Below are 18,907 nucleotides of genomic sequence, written 5' to 3'. Positions count from 1 at the left end.
TCTCCCTCCTTCCGCCATGTTAGAAGGAGGAGATTATGTAATTACAAGAAAGGTGATTATTATGCTTCATTTACAAAAATATATTAATCAGCCCATACAAGTGACGCTATCTGGGGAGCTTCTCCCATTTGAAGGAATTATGATTGATAAAGGCTCAGATATTATTGTATTGTATGATGGAGAAAAATACATGTATATCTCTAGTTTACACATTCAACATTTAACCCCAAGCATTGATCCTTCATTATTTGATAACCTGACAATTCCAGAATCTTTACTACCGCAAGACATCATATCAAGTGAATCCACTATTTCACTGCGAAAAACATTACAAGTGGCAAAAGGACAATTTATTGAACTTGTGCTATCATCTGAACACTCCTTACATGGATATGTTACCCACATTATGAATGACTATTTTGTTTTCCTCTCACCTGTCTATCAAATGTTATACATCCCATTCCATCACGTGAAATATATCGTTCCGTATAAGGAAGCAGAAACGCCTTACGGACTCGAAAATGAAAGACTCTTATCGCCAGCCTCAAAACTTACACTTGCACGTACATTTTCTGAGCAAATGAAAAAACTAAAACAACGTATCGTTTTACTTGATTTAGGCATACAAAGTTATAAAATTGGCAAATTAACTGAAGTAACCGACAACCAAATTGAACTCATTACAGCACGTAATCAGCATTTTCATTTTAATTTACATCACGTTAAAACCGTACATCTTCCATCCTAAATTCAAAAATAACAAAAAGGGGTATCTCATCATAAGAGACACCCCTTTTTTATTAAGGAATCATCCAAGTTAAATAATAAGCTTGAATATATGTGATAATACCAACGATTGTTACGAAGAATAAACTATGTTTCACTGTGAAACGGAATAAGTCAGATTCTTTTCCAGCAAGTCCAACTGCCGCACATGCAATTGCAATGGACTGCGGTGAAATCATTTTACCAGTTACACCGCCCGTTGTATTCGCCGCAACAAGCAATACTTCCTTCACGCCTACTTGATGCGCTGTAATTGCTTGTAGATTTGAGAATAATGCATTTGCAGATGTATCTGATCCTGTTAAGAATACCCCGAGCCATCCAAGGAATGGCGAGAAGAACGGGAAGAACTTCCCAGTTCCCGCTAATGCTAATGCCAATGTTGATGAAAGCCCTGAGTAATTTGCGATAAACGCAAAGCCAAGTACTAAGCCAATTGACAGAATTGGCATTTTCAATTCTTGTAATGTTTCTTTAAATGTAACCACCGCTTGTTTTGGACTCATTTTCAAAACAAACATTGTGATAATGCATGCAATCAAAATCGCTGTTCCTGTTGCCGATAAAATATCAAGCTTTAATATAGCTTCATATGGCGTTGGTTTATTAACAATTGGCTCTGCCTTCATTACTAAATTATGCAGACCCGGAACTTGAAATTTAAACACTAAGCTTTCAAGCGCACCGCCTGGAGCAAATAGATCTTTAAAGAATTTTTGGCTCCAGATTACAACCATTATCGTTAAGATAATAAACGGTGACCACGCTTTCAAAACTTTTCCTGCTGTTAAATTTATTGTAGAACCAGCATTTACCGTTGCTGCTGCCTCTACTTGTCCTTCTCCAGAACGATAAATTTCTTTTGGCTGCCATACTTTTAAGAATAGTGCTAAACTCACTAAGCTCACTAGTGCCGATGTAATATCTGGGAGTTCAGGTCCAAGATATGTTGCTGTAATAAACTGCGTAATCCCGAATGAACCACCTGCTACAAATAATGCAGGCCACGTTTGTTTTATACCTTTTAATCCATCCATTAAGAATACAATAAAGAATGGAACAAATAACGATAGAAGTGGTAATTGATGACCAGCCATTTGTCCTACTTTATGAGGATCAATACCTGTTACTTGACCAGCTACTAAAATTGGAATCCCCATAGCTCCAAATGCTACCGGCGCTGTATTTGCGATTAAGCAAAGTCCCGCTGCGTATAATGGGTTTAAACCAAGTCCTGCAAGAAGTGCTGCTGTAATTGCTACCGGTGCTCCAAATCCTGCTGCTCCCTCTAAAAATGCACCAAATGAGAAGCCAATTAAAATTACAAGTAGCCGATGATCATTTGTAATAGAAAGAACAGATGCACGAATAATATCGAACTGTCCTGTTTTCACTGAGATTTTGTATAAAAATACCGACATGATGATAATCCAAGCAATTGGCCATAATCCATAAGCAAAGCCATAACCCGTTGCTGCCATCGCCATCTTAAATGGCATTTTATAAACGAAAAGTGCAATTATAACTGTTAATACAACTGTAATAAATCCTGCAACATAGCCTTTCATACGAAAAACTGTTAACGCTAAAAAGAAAAATATAATTGGAATCATTGCAACTGCTGCTGAAAGCCAAATATTACCTAGCGGATCATAAACTTGTGTCCATGTGCTCATAGTTTCCCTTCCCTTCTAATGTCCCTTTTTCATACACCTATAATCCTATAAATAGACAACCAGGTCATCAGACCTTTAGGTCTAAAAAATAAAACGTTCGAAGAAAACGTTTTCATAAATATTTGATAATTCTACTTTATCATATTTCCCTATATTTACAATCCTATTTTCGAATTTTCTTCACATTTTCTTTGTTCATCCCTTCACAAAATGTGATATGATTACAGGTTTTTAAGATAAAGTGAAACTTCCTTCTGAGAGCGTTTTTTTCTCAGAAGGTTAGTTGAACCAATCGGGCTCTTACAAGCAGTTTCTCTTCTTGTACTCCCATCTTTGCTTACTGCTTGTTAGAGCGGGATAAAATGAAACTTCCTTCTGGGAGCCTTTTTTCCCAGAAGGTTAGTTGAACTAATCGGGCCCTTACAGACGGTTTGCCTCTCTCTTCCTTGCCTAACTTCTTACCGACTGTTAGAGCGGGGCAAAATGAAACTTCCATCAGTGGCGTTTTTCCTTATTCCCCCTCCTATGTTCTTCGTTTCTCTCTAATCTTGAGATGGGGTCTTACTACCCGCGAATAGCAGGATAAAACTTTTTTCCTTTGTCGTATCAATTTATTTTTAGGAATGTAGAATTTCTCCAGACGCTACATTCCTAAAACGTTCAAAAAATTTTAATGTTTAGTTTATTGAAATCGCTTCCAATTAATGTTATGTTTTTCATGTTATTAAAAATTAATGCAATCGATTGCTCTAATCAATGAAGGGGAAATCCATTACATTCATTAAGATGTAAAATGCATTTTAGATGCAATAATTCAAATTATTTTAAACCATTATATGTGTATTTATGTTGTTCTATATTTCAATTCCCGTCAATTAGTGCAAACGATTGCAAACGAAAAGGAGATAGAAGTATGAAGAAGAAAAAATGGACTGCGTTAGCACTATCTTTACCACTAGTTGTGAGTTTATCAACAAACATACAGGCGGAAACATTACATAATAATAAGGGACAAAAGGCACAAACAGGAAATAAGGACGGCGTTTTTTATGAACTGTATGTTAATTCTTTTTATGATACTGATAACAATGGACATGGTGACTTAAAAGGCGTCACAAAGAAACTTGATTATTTAAATGATGGAGATCCAAAAACAAATAATGATCTTCAAATAAACGGTATCTGGATGATGCCTATTAACACCTCTCCTAGTTATCACAAATATGATGTAACAGATTACTATAATATCGACCCTCAGTATGGAAGTTTACAAGATTTCCGTGAACTAACAACAGAAGCACATAAACGCAACGTAAAGATAGTAATGGATCTTGTTATCAATCATACAAGCAGTGAGCATCCTTGGTTTGTCGATGCGTTAAAAAATAAAAACAGTAAATATCGCGATTACTATATTTGGGCTGATAAAAATACAGACTTAAACGAAAAAGGCCCATGGGGTCAACAAGTATGGCACAAAGCGTCGAACGGAGAGTATTTCTACGCAACGTTCTGGGAAGGGATGCCGGACTTAAACTATGACAATCCTAAAGTAAGAGAAGAAATGATTAAAATCGGGAAATTTTGGCTCAAACAAGGAGCTGATGGTTTTCGTCTAGATGCAGCTATGCACATCTTTAAAGGGCAAACATCTGAAGGAGCAAAGAAAAATATTGAATGGTGGAATGAATTCCGCGACGCGATGAGAGAAACGAATCCAAATACGTATCTAGTTGGTGAAGTATGGGATCAACCTGAAGTAGTTGCTCCGTATTATCAATCGTTAGATTCTACATTTAACTTCGACTTAGCATATAAAATCGTTAATTCCGTTAAGAATGGTACTGATCAAGGGGTAGCCGCAGCAGCTGTTGCAACAGATGAGTTATATAAAACATATAATCCAAATAAAATTGATGGAACGTTTTTAACGAATCATGACCAAAATCGTGTAATGAGTGAGTTAAATGGTGATGTGAATAAAGCAAAATCAGCAGCCTCTATTCTGTTGACACTCCCTGGTAATCCGTTTATTTATTATGGTGAAGAAATCGGCATGACAGGCCAAAAACCAGATGAGTTGATTCGTGAGCCGTTCCGTTGGTATGAAGATGATAAAAAAGGTCAAACGAGCTGGGAGACTCCAGTATATAACATTGGTCATAATGGTATTTCAGTTGAAGCACAAGATAAACAAAAAGCTTCTCTTCTAAGCCATTATCGTAAAATGATTCGTGTTCGCCAGCAACACGATGAACTTGTCAAAGGTAATTTAGAATCTATTTCTGTCAATAACTCACAGGTTGTTGCCTATAATCGTACGTACAAAAATAAATCAATTCAAGTGTATCATAATATTTCAGACAAGCCGGTTACATTAACTGTTTCAGACAAAGGAAAACTGATTTTCTCTAGTGAATTAGGAGCAAAAAAAGAAAAATCAACATTAGTAATTCCAGCGAATACGACAGTGCTAGTAAAGTAAAAGAGTAAAAATATGAAGTACTATTTATGTTTTTCTGTATATACATCAACCCCAAAGTTTAGGCTGATTCTTTCTAAAAGAAAGTAAATTCTTATACGAGAAATACGCTATCCTTTTCGTAGAATTATTAAAAGGATGGCGTTTTTTAATGATTAAAAATTATGATAATCGAACAACTTTTCATTTTAATATCTCATAGTCATTTTTATTATCGTACTGATTTTCTATTGATAAAGTGAAACTTCCTTCTGGGAACAGTTTTTTCCCAGAAGGTTAGTTGAACCAATCGGGCCCTTACAGACGGTTTGCCTCTCTTCCTTACCTAACTTGTTCTGACATAATTTTTTGCTCATATAACTCGGACCATTGGAAATTTCTCTACTATATGAATAGTAAAATGACATTTTCTTATACTAAGGTCGAAAAACAAATTCAGGAGGGATAACAAATGACTGAGCAAAGTCGAACTCAATCTGCCATTGATGCAGGGCGTAATAACACAAAACGTGGGATTGAAGCGGCAAGCGATGCAGTACAAAATGCAGTTGATGCTGTTGAAGATGCTGGAAAAGCAACAGTTGACCGTATTTCTGAAGCAGTTAAAGATGTCACAGCTCGTTAATACGAGATAATTGGGTTAAGAATTTGTTGGAATCATTAATCAAAAAATAAGAAGCAAGACCGTCAAAGGACGGTCTTGCTTTCATTCCATTACAATTCACCCGATTTAAGCCTAATTCATAAAATAGCAGGATGAATGATTATTCCTTCTGTTTGTATTTGTCCTTTTATGCATATTAATTTTATCCTCTAATTTAACAATCCTTACATTATACACCAAGACATTTGGAATATTATTCTTTTTAGGACGTAGTTACGTTTTAAGTTTAGCCCGTTATCCTGGAATTGAAAAATACCTTAAATCAAACAGGCAAAAATTCAAACAAACTATGCATTATAATTCATCAAAGGTTTCTTAGGAAGAGCTTTTGATTGTATCTTTTATATAAGAAAAAAGTACTCGCACGCTGCGAGTACTTTTATTTTATCATCTTCTTTTTCTTCGTTTGCGGCGCATCATCTTTTTACGCCTTGTATTCACAACGTCCGCGATAATATGTAATGCACTAGCAGCAATAACGCCCAGTACAAACATAACAATTGCCACTTCATGCGCCTTTGCAATCTCTATGAGTTTTCCCTCTAGCACCGTCTTATTTAAAATATATAAAAACGGTGAGAAAACGAGCAACATATAAAGAAGACGAATCAAATCACCAATAATAATCGTATGCGTAAGCGGTGACCGGTGCGGCATCACAACTTGATATGGATACCAAAAGATGCGAAATAAGCCCCATTTGCGGTAGGCAGAACTATGAATATCCAGATCCGGTGTTAAAAAGTACGTCCCAATAATAAATCCAATGGTAAACGTAAGAAGAAAATCAAAATTCGTTAACCCGTAAGAGCCGAGCATAAATAATACAATGGGAAGAGAAACTAAGTTTATCTTCGTATGCGTTTTTCCTGATGGCATATCCAATTCCTTCCGTTCGATCCTAACTCGTTCGACTGCCCATTTAATGAAGAAACACCAATAGACGTCTCACTACATTAATCTAATTTTTGATCGATAAGTGACGTATCCACATCAGAACCAAACCATTCTCCCAGCTTTGTACGCGCTTGTTCTTTCACTTCTTCATCTACATACATAGCAGTTTGTACGAGTGCAGCTGTTAATGCGCCTAAGTCATCTGTATAACCGAGCCCAGCTACAAAATCCGGAATAGCATCAATCGGTGAAATAAAATACGCAAGAGCACCAATAATCGTAAGCTTCACTCGTTTTGGAACACCTGGTTTCTGCAATACATAAAACAGTAACAAACTAGCATAAATAACCGAATGTCCCGCCTTAATCGCTGCATGTTTTACTTTATTCCAAAACGCTTCGACTGAAAATTTCTCCTTCATCATGAAATCTCCCCTCGTTATTCTTTTATCCCGCTATTCGCGGGCTGTAAGACCCCCTACTGATGGAAGTTTCACTTTATTTCTATTATGCCGAATTTATTTACAACATAAGCAAACTTCACATACATACAATATTAATGTAGGTTCCGGCTTGGCAACGTTACTTATCATGTACTTTCATTATAACAAACAAACCCAAAAAGAACAAGTGTTCGGTATTGGTTTTTAAATTTTTCTCAATATAAAAAGGTCCCTTTTCTACATCCACTTTCCCACATTTGTCATATTTTTTAGTTGACGAGCATATAAACCAATGTTAAAGTTTTCACTGTCAGCTATTATGAAAAAATACAAAAAATGTAAGAAACGAGTGTGTTCCTAATAACCAAATTTTGTTGTATAATACAAAATGGCTTTGTTCTTATGGAACAATACAAAATGGCAGGAAAACAAAAGGGTATGCATAGTTTAAGTCATAAATAGATGTATAAAGAAAAACTCTATCCATGGCAAAGAAAACTATGTATTTTTTATTTTAGCATGTTTCTCTCGAAAATCGACCAAGCCTGATAGAGAAAGGGTGAAAATGGATGAAGGAATCTTTGAAATCACAATTTCAAAACGTACGATTTACATTATTCGTTGCCATCACATTGTGGCTAAAAACGTACATTATTACACGTACTAGCTTTGACTTAAAACTAGAATCTTTCATGCAAGAATTCATTTTATTTATTAGCCCATTAGCCTCATCATTACTTTTAGTGGGCCTTGCATTATTTGCAAAAGGGAAAAAACGAAACTATATTGCACTTGGAATTGACGTTGTCCTTACCATTGTTCTTGTTGGTAACGTAATGTTCTACGGTTTCTACAACGACTTTATAACATTACCTGTACTTGGACAAACGTCAAACTTCGGTAGTCTTGGCTCTAGTGTGAAAGAGCTATTTAACTACAAAATTATTGTAGCTTTTGCTGATATTATCTTCTTCACAGTCCTTCTAAAGAAAAAGAAAGACTATGCAAAAACAGAGCGTGTTTCACGTCCAATGCGATCACTATATTTCATATCAACAATTGCTATTTTCTTTGCAAACTTAGGACTTGCTGAAGCGGAGCGTCCTGAATTATTAACACGCTCATTCGACCGTGTAATGCTTGTCAAAAACTTAGGTTTATACGTACATCAAGTGTACGACCTTGGCTTACAAGCAAAATCAAGTTCACAAAAAGCATTTGCAGATGGCAGTAAGCTGCAAGAAGCAGAAAACTATGTGAAAACAGTGCAAGAAAAGCCAGATCCAAATATGTTCGGCTCAGCAAAAGGGAAAAACGTAATTGTTGTATCTCTTGAATCTATGCAGCAATTCTTAATTGGCGCAAAAGTAAACGGACAAGAAGTAACACCATTCTTAAACCAGTTCGCGAAAGAAAGCTATTACTTTGAAAACTTCTATCACCAAACAGGTCAAGGTAAAACATCTGATGCAGAGTTTCTTGTAGATAACTCTTTATACCCATTAGATCGCGGCGCTGTATTCTTTACTCATGGTAATAATGAATTTGTTGCAACACCAGAAATCTTGCATGAGCAAGGCTATTACACAGCTGTATTCCATGCAAACAACGCAACATTCTGGAACCGTAACATTGTGTATCCAGCACTTGGTTACGATCGTTACTTTAATGAATTAGATTATAAGATTACCCCTGAAACAAAACTAGGTTGGGGTTTAAAAGATATTGAGTACTTTGATCAATCAGTGGATATGTTAAAAAATATTAAGCAACCGTTCTATACACGTTTCCTTACGTTAACAAACCACTATCCATTTGACTATGATGAAGGAACAAAATTAATTGAGCCATATAACTCAGGTGATGGTGTATTTGACCGTTACGTAGTAACAGCTCGTTATTTAGATGAAGCGTTAAAACACTTTATTGAACGTTTAAAAGCAGAGGGAATTTACGATAACTCTATTATTGTATTCTATGGTGACCATTACGGCATTTCTGAAAACCATAACCGTGCAATGGCACAATTCTTAGGAAAACAAGAAATTACAACATTTGATCAAATGAACTTACAACGTACACCGTTCTTCATTCACGTTCCTGGTCAAAAAGAAGGAAAAACAATTACAGCACCTGCTGGTGAAATTGATGTAAAACCAACAATCCTTCATTTATTAGGCGTTGATACAACGAACGACATTCACTTCGGTCACGACTTATTCGCACCAGAGCGAAAACCATTTGTCGTATTACGTGATGGAAGCTTCGTTACAGATCAATACATTCACACAAATAATACATTCTATAACCGCACGACAGGTGAAGTTGTAGAAGTACCAAAAGCTGAAGCACAAGCGATGGTTGATCGCGCACAAAATGAGCTACGCATGTCTGATAAAATCATTGAAGGTGACTTACTTCGTTTCTATGAAGGTAACAAAGTAAAAACAGGTACAATTAAAACAACCATTAAAGAAAACAATAAAGAAAAGGCCGCTGAATAATCAGCGGCTTTTTTCTAGTTGTAACATCCATTCTCCAAAATACGCCATGGCGACTAATCATTACACAACCTTCACTAAATTTTTACATAAAATTCATGAAACATCTCTATAATAAAACATGTAAGCTTTGTCCCTATTTATTATACAAGCTACCCTCCTTTGCAACGTTCTGTAATAGAGCGTTGTTTTTTTATTGTAAAGCAGGATTCTTTCTTCCAGCCTTCGAATTTGTATGTGCAGACAATACTTGGGGAAGGACGGAGAAAACATGAAATATGAACGCTTTATATTATGGAATGGAAAAATGCTTGATACAACAAACGAACAACCTCATATTGACTTAGAAGAGCGCGGTCTACAGTTTGGTGATGGTGTATATGAAGTCATTCGTGTTTATAAAGGGACCTTACATTTATTAGATCCACATATAACAAGACTATATCGCTCAATGGAAGAAATGGAACTCACCCTTTCTCTCTCAAAAGCAGAGCTTATCGCATCTCTATATGAACTGCTAGCAAAAAATCAATTCCAAGAAGACGGCATCATTTATCTCCAAATTTCACGAGGTGTTCAGCCACGTGTTCATACCTTTTCCTTTGATGCAACTCCAACTATTTATGCATACATTCGTAAAAAAGAACGCCCTGCTTTATGGATTGAATATGGAATTCGCGCGATAACAGAGCCTGATGTCCGCTGGCTGCGCTGCGATATTAAGTCACTGAATTTAATACCAAATGTATTAGCTAGTACAAAAGCTGAGCGAAAAGGCTGCAAAGAGGCTCTTCTCGTTCGTAACGGCATCGTCACTGAAGGAAGCCACTCTAACTTCTTTCTTGTGAAAAATGGAACACTATATACACACCCGGCCAATCATCTCATTCTAAACGGTATTGTCCGCCAATATATTATATCGCTTGCCCATACATTACATATTCCCCTGCAGGAAGAATCGTTTCGTGTTCATGATGTATATAAAGCAGATGAATGCTTCTTTACGGGAACAACCTTTGAAGTAATGCCACTGACACATCTCGATGGAACTGCTATTCAAAATGGACAAGTTGGGCCTATCACAAAATTGTTACAAAAAACATTTATGCAAAGTTTTTCTACTTCTAGCGTCTTTTGGTCTTAAAAACGGATAATTATCTCTCAAAAAACTCCGAATATATGGTTATAAATCCAAAATAAGGTGCATATTTGCATCTTTCTTTTTTTTGTTAACCTTTTTTATGATATTCGGATTTCTTCATAAGCATTGACATCAATCGACAACCATTTTAGAATTTTTATAGTTGGTAAATTTTTCATCACCTTAAAATACAGACAGAAAGGAATCGACAAACTATGAAAAAATATCTTGCCGGTCTTGCGGCAGTGTCTGTAGCAGGTGCAGCAGCACCGACAATGGATACGGTTCAGGCAGCTACTGAACAAACCGCACAACAACTTGCAGCTCAAACAGCTCAAACAACATCACAAAACACAACAAAGTACACAGTAAACGCGGACGTATTACGCGTTCGTACGGGTCCTGGCACTTCTTATGAAATCATGTCTCGCGTACACGAAGGAGACACGCTAAAGGTAATTGGACAAGAAAATGGCTGGTACAAAATTAACCACCATGGAAAAGTCGGCTACGTTAGCGGTGAGTTTGTAAATGCGGGATCTACTAGTACCACTTCTAAACCAGACAATAACACAACTGTTCAAGCAGCAAGTGGAAACTATACAGTAAATGTATCTTCCCTTCGCGTTCGTACAGGCCCTAGCACATCACATACGCAGTTAGGTTCTCTACATAAAGGACAAGTTGTCCAAATCACTGGCGAAGTACAAGATTGGTTCAAAATTAACTACAGCGGGCAACCAGCTTACATTAGCAAAGACTATGTAACAAAAGGCGGCTCTATTGCAGATGCGCCGCAGGATAACCAACAGCAAAATAACAACAACAATAATAATGTTACAGTTCAAACTGGCGGTACTTACGTTGTAAACGCAACATCTTTACGCGTTCGTACAGGTCCTGCTGCATACCACAGTGTAATTGGCGGCGTATTAAATGGACAAACATTAAACGTAATTGGCGCTGAAAATGGTTGGTTCAAAGTCAAACATAATGGAACAACAGGTTATGTTAGCAGCGAATTTGTGAAATTTGTAAAAGGTGGTACTACTCCATCTAATCCTTCTACATCCAATCCGCCAGCAACAAGTAACGAAACTCCATCACAAGGAAGCGGAGAATATTATGTTAATGCAAGCGCACTCAATGTACGCAGCGGTGCTGGCACAAACTACGGTGTAATCGGAGCCTTACCACAAGGGCAAAAAGTACAAGTACTTGCAGACGAATACGGCTGGAGCAAAATAAACTATAATGGTCGTACTGGATATGTAGGCACTCGCTACTTATCTAAAACACCTGTAAGCAGCGGACAAGAAAATAAGCCAGCTGAAAAACCGAATAATGGAAACAATAACAATAGCAATAGCAATAACAACAATACAAGCAATAACTCTGGTGATATGTCGTCACTACTTTCATACGCAAAATCAATGGAAGGTGTTCCATACGTATGGGGCGGTACTTCTGCAAGCGGCGTTGACTGCAGTGGTTACATTTATCACGTTTACAAGAAATTCGGTTATTCCATTGGTCGTCAAAGTGTAGCTGGATATTGGAGCAGCTTCCAACATACATCTAGCCCACAACCAGGTGACTTGATTTATTTCCAAAATACATATAAATCTGGTCCATCCCATATGGGTATTTACCTTGGCGGCGGTACATTTATTCAAGCCGGTGACAATGGTGTTAAAGTAGCTTCATTAAACAACTCATATTGGAGCAGTCACTTCTTAGGATATTCTAAGCCTTATTAATTGATAGTTTTAGAGCCTTCTAGATTACTAGAAGGCTCTTTTTATTATGTAAGTTTCTCAGTTTTTTATGCTATAAAACATCATTATAAAATTATCCATTTTGCATCTCATATATGTTTACTTCACTCATTTTTTTCCTATTCTGACTTTTCCATAGACGTTTGACCTCTGATGTCTGGTGTGATAAGTTACATAAGATAATATTTTCAGAGAAACATAGCAATTCTACTATTTGCAATGTTTCGTCAATTTAGAGAGGAGATTTTACAAGCATGAATGTTTTATGGGGAATTGGCGGCGTGCTTGGAGTTTTGGCAATTGCAGTTTTACTGTCTTCCAACCGCAAAGCTATTAAATGGCGCACAATTTTAATTGCGCTTGCACTTCAAATTACTTTCTCCTTCATCGTATTAAGATGGGACGCTGGAAAAGCTGGTTTAAAACATGCTGCTGACGGCGTACAAACTCTTATTAATTTCTCGTATGAAGGAATTAAATTCGTTGTTGGTGGTTTAGCTGACTCAAAAGGGCCTTGGGGCTTTGTCTTTGTTATTCAAGCATTACTTCCAATTGTATTTATTAGCGCACTCGTAGCCGTATTATATTATTTTGGTATCATGCAATGGTTTATTACGATTATTGGCGGCGGGTTAAGCAAACTTCTTGGAACTTCAAAAACAGAAAGCTTAAATGCTGTTACAACTGTTTTCTTAGGACAATCGGAAGCACCGATTTTAATTAAACCTTATCTAGATCGTGTAACAAATAGTGAATTCTTCGCTATTATGGTAAGCGGAATGACGTCTGTTGCTGGTTCCGTTCTTGTCGGTTATGCGGCAATGGGAATTCCACTTGAACACCTACTTGCAGCTGCGATTATGGCTGCACCTTCAAGTTTATTAATTGCAAAATTAATGATGCCTGAAACAGAACAAGTAAATAACGATGTACAGCTTTCTACAGAGCGTACAGATGCAAACGTTATTGATGCAGCAGCACGCGGTGCATCTGAAGGGATGCAGCTTGTTATTAACGTTGCAGCAATGCTTATGGCATTTATTGCGTTAATTGCTGTATTAAACGGTCTACTAGGATGGGTTGGTTCTTGGTTCCACATCAAACTAAGTCTAGATTTAATTTTTGGTTACATTCTTTCTCCATTCGCTGTATTAATTGGCGTTCCACCACATGAAGCGATTCAAGCAGCTGGTTATATCGGACAAAAACTTGCCGTAAATGAATTCGTTGCATACGGAAACTTAGCTAAGCATATGGGAGACCTTTCCGAAAAAACAAACATTATTTTAGCATTTGCAATTTGCGGCTTCGCAAACTTCTCATCTATTGCAATTCAATTAGGTGTGACAGGTACACTTGCTCCTTCACGCCGCCAACAAATTGCACAATTGGGAATTAAAGCAGTAATTGCTGGTACATTAGCTAACTTCTTAAACGCTGCCGTAGCAGGCATGATGTTTTAATATATAAAAACCCCTTTTAAGTTTTTCACTTAAGAGGGTTTTTTTATATACAATTCCCCATTATCCCTCACTCATCATATAACAAGCTTTTCATCATAATGAAAAGTCGAACCTTACATTTCGGACATACAGTGTGATTAAATCGCTTGACTCATCTTCCTTCTAATTACACATATTACAAATAACCTGTGATATTTACATTAGGGGGCGTTTATCATGAAAAGTACATCCCATAAAGTATTATTCGTATGGATTGTACAAATTCTTTTTTATTTCGTTACAGTACAGATGACCGAATACAAATATGCCCTTATCTTTACAATTATGTATGTGGCTATTCATTTGTTATTCCTATTTATTCCCGATAAACAAGCTTTTGTACTCTTTATTATCGGAACCATTCTTTCTGTTTTCTATTTATTTAATGAGGCATGGTTATACTCATGGACCACATCAGAACAACTCAGCTATATTATATTTCATTTTCTCTTAGCTTCTAACTTCTTCTTTATTTACATTTCAACTTATTTATTCAAACAAGTTGTTCACGAAAATAAACGCTTAACAGAACAGCTTACAAAATTAGAACAATATATAGCTGGTACAAAGTTATTAACAAAACAAGAATTTGAAAACCGCGGCATATTACTTGAAGCTGCGATGAAGCGCCGAGATGAAACAGGAGTTATCATCTACTTTGACTTTTCATCTATCAGTAAATATACGCGCAGGAGCGTGATGGATCGCGTTGCCTCTCTTCTATTAGAAACAGTACGCAATAATTTTGACCTTGTGGGGAAATACAATGACGAAATACTTGTCATTCTCTTGCAAAACACAAATGCAGCAGGAGCAGAGATTGTCATGAACCGATTACAAGAAAAGATGAAAGCATGGCTGACCGACGATGCAATCAAACAAATTCACATGAAACAAGAACAAATTGGAAAGCAGGAGTCAACTTCACTATGATGGCGCTCATTCTTCTTATTTTATTTATTCTATTTTGTATACTTGTTTTTTGGATTAGCATCGTCTTTTCGATTAAATATGTTCTTATTTTTACAGCATTTTTATTTTCCGGTTTACTTGCTTATTACTCCTTCTTAACCATCGCCGGGCTAGTTCATCGCAATCAGAAGAAAAAAAACCGCACACTTTCACACTATCCTAGCGTTGATATTTTAATTCCAGCCCATAATGAAGGTGTCGTAATAAAAGATACGTTAGAAGCAATGGCAAACATTGAATATCCAGGTAAACTAACGATTTACTTATTAAATGATAACTCACATGATGAAACAGGAGAAATTGGCGATAGCTTTGAACAAGCTTATGCACATATTCGGCATATTCGTGTTCCGCCTGGAGAACCGAAAGGGAAATCACGCGTTCTAAACTACGGACTAAGCATTTCAGATGGTGAATACTTCTGCGTGTACGATGCAGATAACCAACCGGAACCACATGCCCTTCGCATGCTTGTGGAATATGCAGAAACAGTCGAAGATGCCGTTGGAGCAGTCGGGCATGTACGAACAATGAATGAAACACGTAACTGGCTTACCCGCATGATTTCACTCGAGTTTCAAGTTTTCCAACTGCTTATGCAATCCGGGCGTTGGCTCTTATTCCGAACAGGTTCTTTAACGGGGACAAATATGCTTCTTCGGCGCTCTGTTTTAGAAGAGCTCGGCGGATATGATCCTTATGCAATTGCAGAAGATGCCGAACTCACACTTCGAATTACACGCAAAGGTTATCTCTTACCGATTGTGCCTGAGTCTATTACATGGGAACAAGAGCCAGAACATTTGAAAGTACTGATTAAACAGCGCACACGATGGCTACAAGGAAATTTATATATTTTAGAGAACATACTCTCTTCCCTTGATTTCTTCAAAGGAAAACTTCTTGTCCACTCCTTACAGCAAGTATTAGTCTATGTCGTCTTTTGGCTGTTTCTCATCATTTCAAACGTTTGGTTTATCATCGGTTTACTCGGTATCTTTCATATTCAATACACGATTCCGCTCTTATTTATGTGGTATGTCGCATACGTGACATATACATCTCAACTATTCAGTGCACAAAGCGTCGAAAAAACATTCACACCAATAAACATATTTATAAGTGTCATTATGTATTTCACATATGCCCAGCTCTTCACCTACTTATTTATTCGAAGTCTCATCCTATATTTACGTGCAAAAAGCAAAAAACAAATCATCGGCTGGGACAAAACAGTGAGATTTAAAAAAGATAAATGAAAAAGCGCAAGCGGCTTGCTTAGAATCGCAGGACGTTGGAGCTCTCGACCAAGAGGCGCTTTTTGCCTCGCCCGAGAGAGCGAAACGACCGGAGGTTCTAGCCGCTGGAGCTGGGTTAAATAAAAAAAGCGGTGCCGCTCAAGCATGCCCAGCGACGATTCAAACGAGTTTCTACTATTATAAAGAAAAAAATAAGCGCAGAGCTGCCGTATGCTCTGCGCTTATTCTAGCCATAAACTTATATATCGAACTAATACCCCTTAGTTGAAAGTTACTTTACGCCCATCCCCCAACGAACGTAATACTTTCTATATATACGACAAAAGTGGATTCTACTTTTGCGAAACCAATTGCTTTTCTGGTTCCTTTGTAGGTTTTTCTATCTTTCGCTCTTCGTTTTCATGTACCGCTCTGTGCGTAGCACGCTTTAAACAAATATGCTTCCACTTTCGTTCGTAACGTTTCATTACTCTGGATGTCCTCCCTTAGTTGCCGTAAAACCTAAATTGAAATCGCTTACAGGAAATAATATAACACATTCAAGTAGAAGTGACAACACATTTTCGACAATTTTTTGTCAATATCACACAAAATGAAAAATCCCCTAACTAGATGGTTTCATTTTTCCCTCTTGCTTCATTAAAGTGAAACTTCCTTCTGGGAGTGTTTTTTTCCCAGAAGGTTAGTTGAACCAATCGGGCGCATGCCAGCAGTTATCCCCCACCTATCCTCTGTAGAAAAGCGGAAGCGGCTCGCCTAGAATCGCAGGACGTTGGAGCTCCCGACAGAGAGGCGCTTTTTGCCTCATCTGAGGGGGCGAAACGACCGGAGATTCTAGCCGCTAGAGCTGGACACCGTTTCTCTCTGAGTCTTTAGGTAAAAGTCTTACTGTCCAAAAATAGGGGCTATAAGATACGTATTTCATTCATTGTGATATGTTACAGAGATGAAAAAGACCGAATTTGTTCTATGACACCCTCTTCTTTTTGTAACAATTATGTGGTGATTTTCCGTAAAATAGGACTATAATTTGTGAAAAATACCGCAAACTGATTATGTTTTAATAACTATTTTGGAAATAAATTAATAAAATACCCCAGGAAAGTAATACTTTCATAACACGTTCGTAACGATACTGAAATACGATTAACCCTCTTAAAATATTTACTCCCCTCTCCTAAATCCTGTAACATGCAACAATATCCCTTAAATCTCAATAAAACAGCGGTTTCTTCATGTAGTTTTTTATATTACAAAGTATTAATGAACTGTTACGAATGGTTTGTAATTGTGTGATTTCCCATTTCCGCTAAAAATCTGTTGCTATAATGAGGACACGAAAACAAAAGCATTGGAGGCTATTCATGAAAAAGTTACTTGGTATAGCAACAGCAGCAGTTTTTGGTCTTGGGATTTTCACTTCTTCTGCACAAGCAGAAACAGTTGTTACAGCTGACGTATTAAACGTACGAGAAAACCCTTCTATTGAATCAAAAGTTGTAGGTAAAGTATTAAATGGTCATACATTAGATGTTAAAAATACAGAAAACGGTTGGCTAAAAGTGAACCTAAATGGCAAGGAAGCATTCGTAAGCTCCGAGTTTACGAAAAACATCTATTATGTAACAGCAAACGTATTAAACGTACGTGCTGATGCAAACACAAACTCAGAAATTCTGGGTACATTAAAGAAAGATGATGTCATTGAAACGACACATCAAGTTCAAAACGACTGGTTACAATTTGAATATAACGGAAAAACAGCTTATGTGAATGTTCCTTATTTAACAGGTAATGCACCTGTTGTGAAAGCACAAGAACAAGCACCTGCTCCTGCAAAAGCACAACCAGCACAAGCTCAAGCAACGCAGACTGCTACACAAACAAAAGCTGCACCAGCTAGCGGCCGTGAACTAACAGTTGAAGCAACTGCTTACACAGCTGATCCAAGCGAAAATGGCGGCACACATGGCGGCCATGTATTAACTGCAATGGGTCATGACCTAACAGCAAATCCAAACATGAAAATGGTTGCTGTTGACCCGAAAGTAATTCCACTTGGATCAAAGATCTGGGTAGAAGGATACGGAGAAGCAGTTGCTGGTGATACTGGCGGTGCAATTAAAGGACACCGTATCGACGTCCTAGTCGGCTCTGATTCAGCTGCAAACAAATGGGGACGCAAATCTGTAAAAGTGAAAATTTTAGACTAACTGCTATTGCTATAAAAAAGACAAAGCCAGCTCTCATTAGTTGAGAGCTGGCTTTTATTTTTCTTATAATAGATCAGCGGGGGGATTATTGCCCGCAAATAGCGGGATAGAAAAAAAGGAGGCACTTGTATGAATATAAACGCAAAAGTTGACTGGATTGGCACACCAACTCCGTATATATATAAAGACACTTTCACATACGATGCGACTGCAATTGATTTTTCATTAGAGCATGACGATAACCGTTATAGACTCATCGTATTACAACAAGGTGAGAACGTGCAGTATAAAATCATGCAATATGGCATCAAACCTGGCGGACAAAAGCCGTTTCCAATTGATACTGGCCACCACTTCAAAAATAAAACCATTCCTTTAATCGAAAAAATTTTGCAAGATCCTTATGTACAAAGCGTGCTACAACAAAGGACTACCTCGTAAAAGAGATAGTCTTTTTTCTGTTAATTTTGTGTTGGTACTAATATTTGTTCACTCTTTAGCGTATTATTTGCGCTTAAAGAATGATAATTCTACCATAATTTTCAAATATCTTTGATATAAAACTTGATTTTTTCTACTTTTATACTCATTGT

General features: G+C 37.2%; 15 protein-coding genes. 11 read left to right on the top strand and 4 right to left on the bottom strand.

The annotated features are described in order from the left end of the window. Positions 1-16: 16 nt before the first annotated feature. On the top strand, positions 17-748 hold the full coding sequence (locus tag WAX78_RS10680; RefSeq protein ID WP_336482253.1) for a DUF2642 domain-containing protein: 732 nt from the start codon (positions 17-19) through the stop codon (positions 746-748). 52 nt (positions 749-800) lie between these two features. Here WAX78_RS10680 and WAX78_RS10675 read toward each other — a convergent pair whose 3' ends face one another. Further along, on the bottom strand, positions 801-2,462 hold the full coding sequence (locus tag WAX78_RS10675; RefSeq protein ID WP_336482252.1) for a lactate permease LctP family transporter: 1,662 nt from the start codon (positions 2,460-2,462) through the stop codon (positions 801-803). A 913-nt stretch (positions 2,463-3,375) separates the two neighbouring features. On the opposite strand from WAX78_RS10675, the gene WAX78_RS10670 reads away from it, so the two are divergent. Together WAX78_RS10670 and WAX78_RS10665 are read left to right on the top strand one after the other, a co-directional pair. Further along, the gene (locus WAX78_RS10670) at positions 3,376-4,947 is read left to right on the top strand and encodes an alpha-amylase family glycosyl hydrolase (protein ID WP_336482251.1); all 1,572 of its coding nucleotides are present in this window, start codon (positions 3,376-3,378) and stop codon (positions 4,945-4,947) included. 448 nt (positions 4,948-5,395) lie between these two features. Next, positions 5,396-5,569: a hypothetical protein gene (locus WAX78_RS10665; protein ID WP_336482250.1), complete on the top strand. Its 174-nt coding sequence runs from the start codon at positions 5,396-5,398 to the stop codon at positions 5,567-5,569. Positions 5,570-5,995: 426 nt separating this feature from the next. Here the strand turns inward: WAX78_RS10665 and WAX78_RS10660 are convergent, their stop codons facing one another. Together WAX78_RS10660 and WAX78_RS10655 are read right to left on the bottom strand one after the other, a co-directional pair. Next, a complete protein-coding gene (locus WAX78_RS10660; RefSeq protein ID WP_336482249.1) occupies positions 5,996-6,487 on the bottom strand; it encodes a metal-binding protein in 492 nt (163 codons plus the stop codon). A gap of 77 nt (positions 6,488-6,564) precedes the next feature. After that, a complete protein-coding gene (locus WAX78_RS10655) occupies positions 6,565-6,927 on the bottom strand; it encodes a YkvA family protein (RefSeq protein ID WP_336482248.1) in 363 nt (120 codons plus the stop codon). Positions 6,928-7,517: 590 nt separating this feature from the next. Between WAX78_RS10655 and WAX78_RS10650 the strand changes: the two genes are divergently transcribed. The 6 genes from WAX78_RS10650 (at position 7,518) to WAX78_RS10625 (ending at position 16,101) form a co-directional block, all read left to right on the top strand. Next, positions 7,518-9,452, top strand: a complete 1,935-nt coding sequence (locus tag WAX78_RS10650; RefSeq protein WP_336482247.1) for an LTA synthase family protein — start codon at positions 7,518-7,520, stop codon at positions 9,450-9,452. Between the two features lie 268 nt (positions 9,453-9,720). After that, positions 9,721-10,593 carry a D-amino-acid transaminase gene (locus WAX78_RS10645; RefSeq protein WP_336482246.1) on the top strand — a complete coding sequence of 291 codons (873 nt, stop codon included), beginning with the start codon at positions 9,721-9,723 and terminating at the stop codon, positions 10,591-10,593. A gap of 212 nt (positions 10,594-10,805) precedes the next feature. Next, positions 10,806-12,350: a C40 family peptidase gene (locus tag WAX78_RS10640; RefSeq protein ID WP_336482245.1), complete on the top strand. Its 1,545-nt coding sequence runs from the start codon at positions 10,806-10,808 to the stop codon at positions 12,348-12,350. A gap of 272 nt (positions 12,351-12,622) precedes the next feature. After that, a complete protein-coding gene (locus WAX78_RS10635; RefSeq protein WP_336482244.1) occupies positions 12,623-13,831 on the top strand; it encodes a NupC/NupG family nucleoside CNT transporter in 1,209 nt (402 codons plus the stop codon). 216 nt (positions 13,832-14,047) lie between these two features. Beyond that, entirely contained in the window at positions 14,048-14,803 is a 756-nt protein-coding gene (locus WAX78_RS10630) for a GGDEF domain-containing protein (RefSeq protein WP_336482243.1), read from the top strand. After that, positions 14,800-16,101 (top strand): glycosyltransferase family 2 protein, encoded by a 1,302-nt coding sequence (locus WAX78_RS10625; protein WP_336482513.1) that lies wholly within the window; start codon positions 14,800-14,802, stop codon positions 16,099-16,101. Before WAX78_RS10630 ends, WAX78_RS10625 begins: the two co-directional genes overlap by 4 nt. A gap of 332 nt (positions 16,102-16,433) precedes the next feature. On the opposite strand, the gene WAX78_RS10620 is transcribed toward WAX78_RS10625, so the two are convergent. Then, positions 16,434-16,568, bottom strand: coding sequence for a hypothetical protein (locus tag WAX78_RS10620; RefSeq protein ID WP_098310962.1), 135 nt, complete (start codon positions 16,566-16,568; stop codon positions 16,434-16,436). A gap of 897 nt (positions 16,569-17,465) precedes the next feature. Between WAX78_RS10620 and WAX78_RS10615 the strand changes: the two genes are divergently transcribed. Together WAX78_RS10615 and WAX78_RS10610 are read left to right on the top strand one after the other, a co-directional pair. Next, the gene (locus WAX78_RS10615; RefSeq protein WP_336482242.1) at positions 17,466-18,314 is read left to right on the top strand and encodes an SH3 domain-containing protein; all 849 of its coding nucleotides are present in this window, start codon (positions 17,466-17,468) and stop codon (positions 18,312-18,314) included. 129 nt (positions 18,315-18,443) lie between these two features. Beyond that, positions 18,444-18,755 (top strand): DUF3910 family protein, encoded by a 312-nt coding sequence (locus tag WAX78_RS10610; RefSeq protein WP_336482241.1) that lies wholly within the window; start codon positions 18,444-18,446, stop codon positions 18,753-18,755. The last annotated feature ends 152 nt before the right edge of the window (positions 18,756-18,907 follow it).

Origin of the sequence: Bacillus yunxiaonensis (assembly GCF_037104695.1) — a bacterium.
Taxonomy (GTDB): Bacteria; Bacillota; Bacilli; order Bacillales; family Bacillaceae_G; genus Bacillus_A; species Bacillus_A yunxiaonensis.
The sequence above is the reverse complement of the archived record's forward strand: the minus strand, read 5'-3'. Positions and strand labels throughout refer to the sequence as shown.